8 protein-coding genes are annotated in these 6,901 nt (G+C 61.2%); 5 read left to right on the top strand and 3 right to left on the bottom strand.

Features of this window, described 5'->3' with window-relative positions:
• Window positions 1-647: hypothetical protein (locus tag DK261_RS04660; protein ID WP_110175481.1), on the top strand; the 647-nt coding region annotated here is incomplete at its 5' end.
• A 3-nt stretch (window positions 648-650) separates the two neighbouring features.
• Here DK261_RS04660 and DK261_RS04655 read toward each other — a convergent pair.
• On the bottom strand, window positions 651-1,463 hold the full coding sequence (locus tag DK261_RS04655) for a sulfite exporter TauE/SafE family protein (RefSeq protein ID WP_101283209.1): 813 nt from the start codon (window positions 1,461-1,463) through the stop codon (window positions 651-653).
• Window positions 1,464-1,576: 113 nt separating this feature from the next.
• On the opposite strand from DK261_RS04655, the gene DK261_RS04650 reads away from it, so the two are divergent.
• Window positions 1,577-2,347 (top strand): helix-turn-helix domain-containing protein, encoded by a 771-nt coding sequence (locus DK261_RS04650; RefSeq protein ID WP_101283211.1) that lies wholly within the window; start codon window positions 1,577-1,579, stop codon window positions 2,345-2,347.
• Between the two features lie 128 nt (window positions 2,348-2,475).
• Window positions 2,476-2,793: a helix-turn-helix transcriptional regulator gene (locus DK261_RS04645; RefSeq protein ID WP_016704129.1), complete on the top strand. Its 318-nt coding sequence runs from the start codon at window positions 2,476-2,478 to the stop codon at window positions 2,791-2,793.
• Here the strand turns inward: DK261_RS04645 and DK261_RS04640 are convergent.
• Both DK261_RS04640 and DK261_RS04635 read right to left on the bottom strand, forming a co-directional pair.
• The gene (locus DK261_RS04640) at window positions 2,775-3,332 is read right to left on the bottom strand and encodes an AAA family ATPase (protein ID WP_016704128.1); all 558 of its coding nucleotides are present in this window, start codon (window positions 3,330-3,332) and stop codon (window positions 2,775-2,777) included. The genes DK261_RS04645 and DK261_RS04640 overlap by 19 nt on opposite strands.
• Window positions 3,333-3,435: 103 nt before the next feature.
• Window positions 3,436-4,494, bottom strand: coding sequence for an MBL fold metallo-hydrolase (locus DK261_RS04635; protein ID WP_016704127.1), 1,059 nt, complete (start codon window positions 4,492-4,494; stop codon window positions 3,436-3,438).
• A gap of 202 nt (window positions 4,495-4,696) precedes the next feature.
• On the opposite strand from DK261_RS04635, the gene DK261_RS04630 reads away from it, so the two are divergent.
• Together DK261_RS04630 and DK261_RS04625 are read left to right on the top strand one after the other, a co-directional pair.
• Window positions 4,697-5,305, top strand: coding sequence for a TetR/AcrR family transcriptional regulator (locus DK261_RS04630; protein WP_016704126.1), 609 nt, complete (start codon window positions 4,697-4,699; stop codon window positions 5,303-5,305).
• Between the two features lie 226 nt (window positions 5,306-5,531).
• Entirely contained in the window at window positions 5,532-6,608 is a 1,077-nt protein-coding gene (locus tag DK261_RS04625) for a diguanylate cyclase (RefSeq protein WP_038634347.1), read from the top strand.
• Window positions 6,609-6,901: the final 293 nt, after the last annotated feature.

Below are 6,901 nucleotides of genomic sequence, written 5' to 3'. Positions count from 1 at the left end.
TCCTGACCCGCCGCGAATATGCGCGCAAGCCCGCCACCCCGCCAGCGGATGTCGACACGCCAAGCACTGCAGCGCCCGCCCCCTCCTCCAGCCCGCGCGCACCTCACCCGGCCCAGGCCAGCACGCCGGACAAGACCAGCGTCTTCGCCCATCCGGTGGAGTGTTTTGTGTCGAATATCGACGACAAGGAGTTGCTCAAGCGCATGCCGCTGAAGATCGGCGAGCACACGGCGCCCTATGCCTCATTCTTCAAAAAGATCGAATACCTGCTGGACAACAAGGGGTTGATCTACTGGGGCAAGATCAAGGAGATCAAGGACTACACCCAGAGCTTTCGCATCGACTTCGAACAGAAGGTCTGGTTCAAGCAGGCCGACGAGGGGAAAAAGAAGCCCTACTCGGTCAACGTCTACCTGAGCAAAAAACTGATCGAGAACTACCGCAAGCGCAAAGCCTTCCTCGAAGAGATCAAGCACGCCATCGACAGCGAACAAGAGCTGTATTGCTTCTTTTATGGCGTGACCCCGGAGTTGAAACAGGTGCCGAGCAAGAAGCATCCCGAACAGACGTTCGGGGTATTCAGCGCCAACATCGAGAACCTCGACCACTTCATCATTCGTGAAGCACCGGGGTTGGCAACGGGCTAGCCCTTAGCTGACCAGCATGCCGAGCATCACCAGCACCAGCAGGCCGATATACACCCGCGCATGCAACCGATCGGGAATGCGCCCGATCCACGGCGTGGCCAGGCGGATGCCCAGCAATGAACCGAGGGTCAACACGGCAAAGGCCAGCAGATCGACATAGCCGATAAACCAGGGCCCCAGATCGAAACGGCTGAAGCCGGCCAGGGCCATATAGGTGAGAGTCCCGGCCAGGGCCACCGGAACGCTCAGCGGGTTGGCCATGGACGTGGCCTGGGTCATGCTCAGGCCACAGCGACGCAGCAGGGGCACGGTCATCACGCTGCCGCCGACACCCAGGAAGGTAGCAATGGCCCCGATGCCCAGGCCGCCGGTGTATTCCAGTCGCCCCAGGCGGCGCGGCGCACGGGTGTCGCCCTGTTCGAGAAAGCCACGACGCATCAGGCAATCGGCAATGGTCAGCGCCAGGTAGGCGATAAAGGCGTAACGCATCACCTCACCACTGACCGCCATCGCCAGGACCGCTCCCGCTATCGCGCCCAGCCCGATATAACCACCCAGCGGCCACAGGTAATGCCGAATCAGGTTGCCGGCGCGGCTGTGTTTGCCGGTGGCCATCAACGCATTGACGATCATCACGCAGGTCGAGGTGGCGACCGCTATATGCATGGCCGACTGGGCAATGGCATCGTCAGCATCGTGGCTGCCCAGCAGCAGGCGATACAGCAGCGGCACCACCACAAAACCACCGCCGAAACCGAACAGCACCGCGCTGATCCCGGTCATGCAGCCGAACAGCCCCAGCCATAGATAAAACATCGAAGATCCTCCGTTGACAGAAGACCTCGACGATAGCGCGCCAGGACTTGGCCGGCTTTAGCAAGTCAGCCAATACTGTTCGCATTTACGCCAACCCGCGGACGCCTGACGCCATGCGTGATACTTCGATCGACCGGCTGGATCACACCCCACGCGCCGTGGTGGCGATCGGTACCGATTACCCCCACGGCCACCTGTTGCCGAGCCATAGCCATCGTCGTGCGCAGCTGTTGTATGGCGCCACCGGGGTGATGCAGGTCAGCACCACGAACGGCCGCTGGGTGGTGCCGCCACAGCGCGCGGTATGGATTCCACCCCAGGTGGCTCATGAGGTGCTGATGCTCGGGGTCAGTACCCGCAGCCTGTACATCGAACCGGCGGCAATGCCGGCCTTGGGTGATGAGTGCCAGGTGATCAGCGTGTCGCCGCTGATGCGCCAGTTGCTGATGGAGGCGGTGGATCTGCCGCTGGTGTATGACGAGAACGGACGCGACGGTGTGCTGATCAGCCTGCTGCTGCATGAACTGAGCCGCACCACCCGCCTGCCCCTGCATATTCCCCTGCCCGAAACGCCGCGCCTGCTCACCCTGTGCCAGGCCTTCCTGCAACAGCCCAATGCCCACCAGTCCCCCGAGCAATGGGCGCAGCAGCTGCATATCAGCCTGCGCACCTTCAACCGCCTGTTCCGCGAGCAGACCGGCATGAGTTTCGTCCAGTGGCGCCAGCGCGCCTGCGTGGTCAGGGCCTTGACCCGACTGGCCGCGGGCGAGGCGGTGACGCGAATCGCCCTCGATTTCGGCTATGACAGCCCCGCCGCCTTTTCCACTATGTTCCGCCGGGTAGCGGGGCAACCACCCAGTGCCTACCTGGAAACCGGGGCATAGCGCCGGGACAAGCCTTGTCACGAAGACGTTGGGGCGATCGGCAAAATGAGTTTGATCCAGGCGCAAAACAACTGTACAAATAAACAGTACTTTATCAACTCATCTTCACCCGCTTCCGGAGAAAACCCATGGCCTCACTCGCGATGAAAGTCACCCTGGAACGTATCGCCCTTTTCCAGTTCACCCCAGAACACTGCATTCAAGCCCGCGCCATGCTGGGTTGGAACCAGGAACATCTGTCACGGGAGTCCGGCGTCTCGGTCGCCGCCATTCGCCGCTACGAGGCGGGCGGCGATTTGCTCGACGTGACCCGGCTGGCACTGGCTTTTCGCCTGGAAGCAGAAGGCCTGGTGTTCTTCCCCGGCTTCGCCCCGGGACGTGGCATGAATATCAAGGGCGCCACACCCAACCCGATGGAACGGCCCGACTACGCCATGATCGAGTGATCCAGGGCGCTCAGTACCTCTTCCTGTAATGCCTGCACCGAACGGTGAGTGGCATCGAGGCGGATTACCGGGCAGCTCAGCCCGGTGATCCAGCTCTCATGCCGGCGCAGGCTGCGCGTGCCTTGGCCCCCCGTGTCGTAGCCGGCCGCCCAGGCAAGAAAGGTCTGAGTAGCGAGATGGCGTGCACCGCCCTCATGGATCTGCTCGCCATAACGCTGAAACTCGCGCACGCGCAAACGCTGCAGGCGGATCTCGGGGTCCAGGCGGAGGAAAATGGCATGGGTAAAGGCCGGAATCAGCGGGTCGCCCCAGCCGCACAGGGAGCCGGACAGCACCCAGCTGTCCAACCCGGCCACCTGCTGCTGTAACAGCTGGATGCGCTCGTCCCGGGGACGACGCAGGCTGAAAGGCTGTTCGCTGGGGCGCCAGAAGAAGTTATCGGAGTCGAAGTGCGCGATAGCCAAACGCTGGGCCAGCGCCTGGCCCAAGGTCGTGGTGCCGGAACCGGACGCGCCAAACAGATGAAGCCGATAAGCCATCACCAGGTCCGTCGAGGGTATTGGGGGAGTTCTCTAGATACTCCCCAGGCCCAGACACGGCAACCTGGCGATGGCCGGGCCCAGGGAGTAGCCGATGAAGGGTCTACAGGTCGCTCGCCATTACCTGCTCGGCCACAGGGTCGACCTCCATCCACCATGCGTGCCCTCGCTGCGGGTGCGCCAGGTTGAAGGCCTCGCCCATCTGCGGCGTGGCAATGGCGATGCTGCGTTCCCAGGCCAGCGAGAGGATGCGGTCGAACGGTTCGTACCAGGCATGCATCGACAGGTCGAACGTGCCGTTGTGGATGGGTAACAACCAGCGCCCCTTGAGGTCGATGTGCGCCTGCAAGGTCTGCTCAGGTTGCATGTGCACGCCCGGCCATTCGACGTTGTAGGCGCCGGTTTCCATCAGGGTCAGGTCGAAAGGACCATAACGTTCGCCGATCCGCTTGAAGCCGTCGAAGTAACCGCTGTCACCGCTGAAGAAGATCCGGGTGTCGCCATCGATCATCACCCAGGACGCCCACAGCGTGTTGTTGCCGTCGAACAGGCCGCGCCCGGAGAAATGCTGCGAAGGCGTGGCGATAAAACGAATGCCATCGACTTCCGTGCCTTCCCACCAATCCAGCTGGCGTACCTTGTCGGCCGGTACGCCCCACTTCACCAGGGTATCGCCCACGCCCAGGGGCGTGAGGAAATAGCGGGTCTTGTCCGCCAGCTTGAGCACGGTCTGGTGGTCCAGGTGATCGTAGTGGTCATGGGACAGGATCACCGCTTCGATCGGCGGCAATTCGGCCAGGCTGATAGGCGGCTGGTGGAAACGCTTGGGGCCGGCCCATTGCACCGGCGATGCGCGTTCGGCGAACACCGGATCGGTGATCCAGAACTTGTCGTGCAGCTTCAATAACACCGTCGAATGCCCCAGGCGGTAGACACTCTGGTTCGGCGCCGCCAGCAGCTGTTCGTGGGTCAATGGCTGCACCGGGATGGCCCCGACCGGACGGGTGTTACGCGGCTTGTGGAACAACATGCGCCAGAAAATACCCAGCGTCTTGCCCAGCCCGGCACGCCGGACCGGCGCATGATTACGGAACGCACCTTGTTCCTGCAGGGACGTTTCGGGGCGTGAGGCGCTGTCTGCACGGGAAGAGAGAGTGGCCATGAATCAGTGACTCCAAGGAACCCGACAAGGCTCCGGTGATTCTCTGCGGAACGACAAAGGCCAATGCACGCAAGCGTCAGCCGACCATCATTTTTTCTGTCATGAACTACACTGCACAGTGTAGTTTTTCTAGATTGCAACAAACCCGGGACTAAGTAAACTGCCCCGGATAACTGCCAACGACCGCCATCGAACCCAACTTATGACAGCTCCAAAGCGCCTGACCGACCTCAAACGCGAAGCCATCATCCAGGCGGCGATTACCGAATTCCACGCCAGCGGGTTCGATATCACCAGCATGGACAAGATCGCGGCAACGGCCGGAGTGTCCAAGCGCACGGTGTACAACCACTTCCCCAGCAAGGAGGAGTTGTTCACCGAGATCATGCATAAGTTATGGGCGAGCATCAGGGCGCAAGCGGACATTCTTTACCACCCCGGATTAACCCTGCGTGAACAGTTGCGGGAATTGCTGATGGCCAAGCTGCAACTGCTGGCCGATGACAACTTCCTCAACCTGGCGCGGGTTGCGATTGCCGCTACCCTGCATTCCCCCGAGCGCGCCCAGTACATGGTGGCGCGCATGGGCGAGCGTGAAGAAAGCCTGATGGTGTGGATTCGCTCGGCCCGGGCGGATGGCCGGCTCAAGCCCCTGGACCCGGACTTCGCCGCCCAGCAGCTCCACGGCATGCTCAAGGCGTTTGCCTTCTGGCCGCAGATCACCATGAACCAGCCCCCCCTCAAGGAAGACGAACGACAGCACGTCGTCGAGTCCACGCTGGACATGTTCCTGGCCTGCTATCAAGCCTGACGCCCTTCCCGCCGGTTGCTCCAGCCCGCGGCTCTGCCGGCTGCCTCGACTCGCACCAAGCGCTCTGCAATGGGCGTTCGCGTACGCTCGTTCCACTAAATGGCCTGCAAGGACACTGATTATTCTTCTTGGAATAAATGACAATGTTCGCCGCCTTGCCCAATGAAGGGTGACGGCCAATAAAAACACCACAAGGTGTTTCAAACCCGGGCTGACGCGGAAATTTATGGATAACCAACAAGGCAAAGGGCTGTCATTTGCCAAACGTATTTACCTGCCAAGGATCGTCGGGCTGGGGATTGGCAGCCTCAGCGTATTCGCCGGCTTGTACCCGGTACCGCAACCGACCTGGGTTTGGCTGTTCCTGTTGTTCAACGGTTTTATCTGGCCACACCTGGCGTACCTGATCTCAAGCCGCGCGACCTTTCCCTACCAGGCCGAACGCCGCAACGTGTTGTGCGACTCGCTCTTCGGTGGTTTCTGGGCGGCGGCGATGCAGTTCAATCCGCTGCCCACGGTGACCATTCTGGCCATGATGGCGATGAACAACGTCGCAGCCGGTGGCCTGCGCCTGTTCATCCATGGCTCCGTGGCCCAACTGAGCGGTGTCGTGCTTTCGTGGTGGTTGCTCGGTCCTGCCTTCACCGGACATGCCACCCAGTTGCAGATATACGCCTGCCTGCCGATGCTGACTCTCTATCCGATGGCAGTAGGCATGGTCTGCTACCGACTGGCGATCAAGCTCTCCGAGCACAAACGCACCCTCAGCGCGCTGAGCCGCACCGACAGCCTGACCGGCCTGCTCAACCACGGCGCCTGGAAAGACCTGCTGCACCTCAAGTTCACCAAGTGCCAGCAACAACGCTGCCACGGCACCATTGCCTTGATCGACATCGATCATTTCAAACACATCAATGACAGCTACGGCCATATCCTCGGCGACGCCGTGCTGCATCAGTTGAGCCGGGACCTCAAGCTCAACCTGCGCCAGGACGACCTGGCCGGACGCTATGGCGGCGATGAGTTCTGCGTGATCCTGCCGGAGACCTCGATCCAGCAGGCCCGCGAAGTGTTGGAGCGGCTGCGGGAAGTCTTCGGCAACTATCGCCATCCGGGCGTACCACAACTCAGGGTCAGCCTGAGCATCGGCCTGGCCGCCTGGCACCCGGGGTTGCGCGATGCCGCAATGTGGCTCATGGAGGCCGACAAAGCCCTGTATGCCGCGAAAAACACCGGGCGCAACAAAGTCGCCGCCGCCAGTCCGGTAACCGACACCCTTCTTGCCGTGCCGACCGGCCCCTGAAAAGTTATACAAAAATGTAAAAAACCAACATTTTGTACAACTTTCACGAACACCACTCCGAGCCAAGCCGGCATAATGCCGCTATGCGGTTATCCCAAAAAAGCCGAGCCAGCCATTCTCGGCCGTGCAACATAACTTCCCTAAATTAACTCGCAGGCCCAGCGTCTCTCCTCAGACGTTGGGCAAGGGTACGCTCCGGACAGGGTCGTGCCCTTCCAAGGGTTATCTGCCAGTCATGGAATGCTGGCATTGAGCAGACAAGGCCGAGGCCCCGGGGCTATCGGCATGCAGGC

Origin of the sequence: Pseudomonas sp. RW409 (assembly GCF_003184125.1) — a bacterium.
In the GTDB taxonomy this organism is placed as follows: Bacteria; Pseudomonadota; Gammaproteobacteria; order Pseudomonadales; family Pseudomonadaceae; genus Aquipseudomonas; species Aquipseudomonas chlororaphis_I.
Note: the sequence above shows the minus strand (reverse complement) of the source record. Positions and strands in the feature narration are given on the sequence as shown.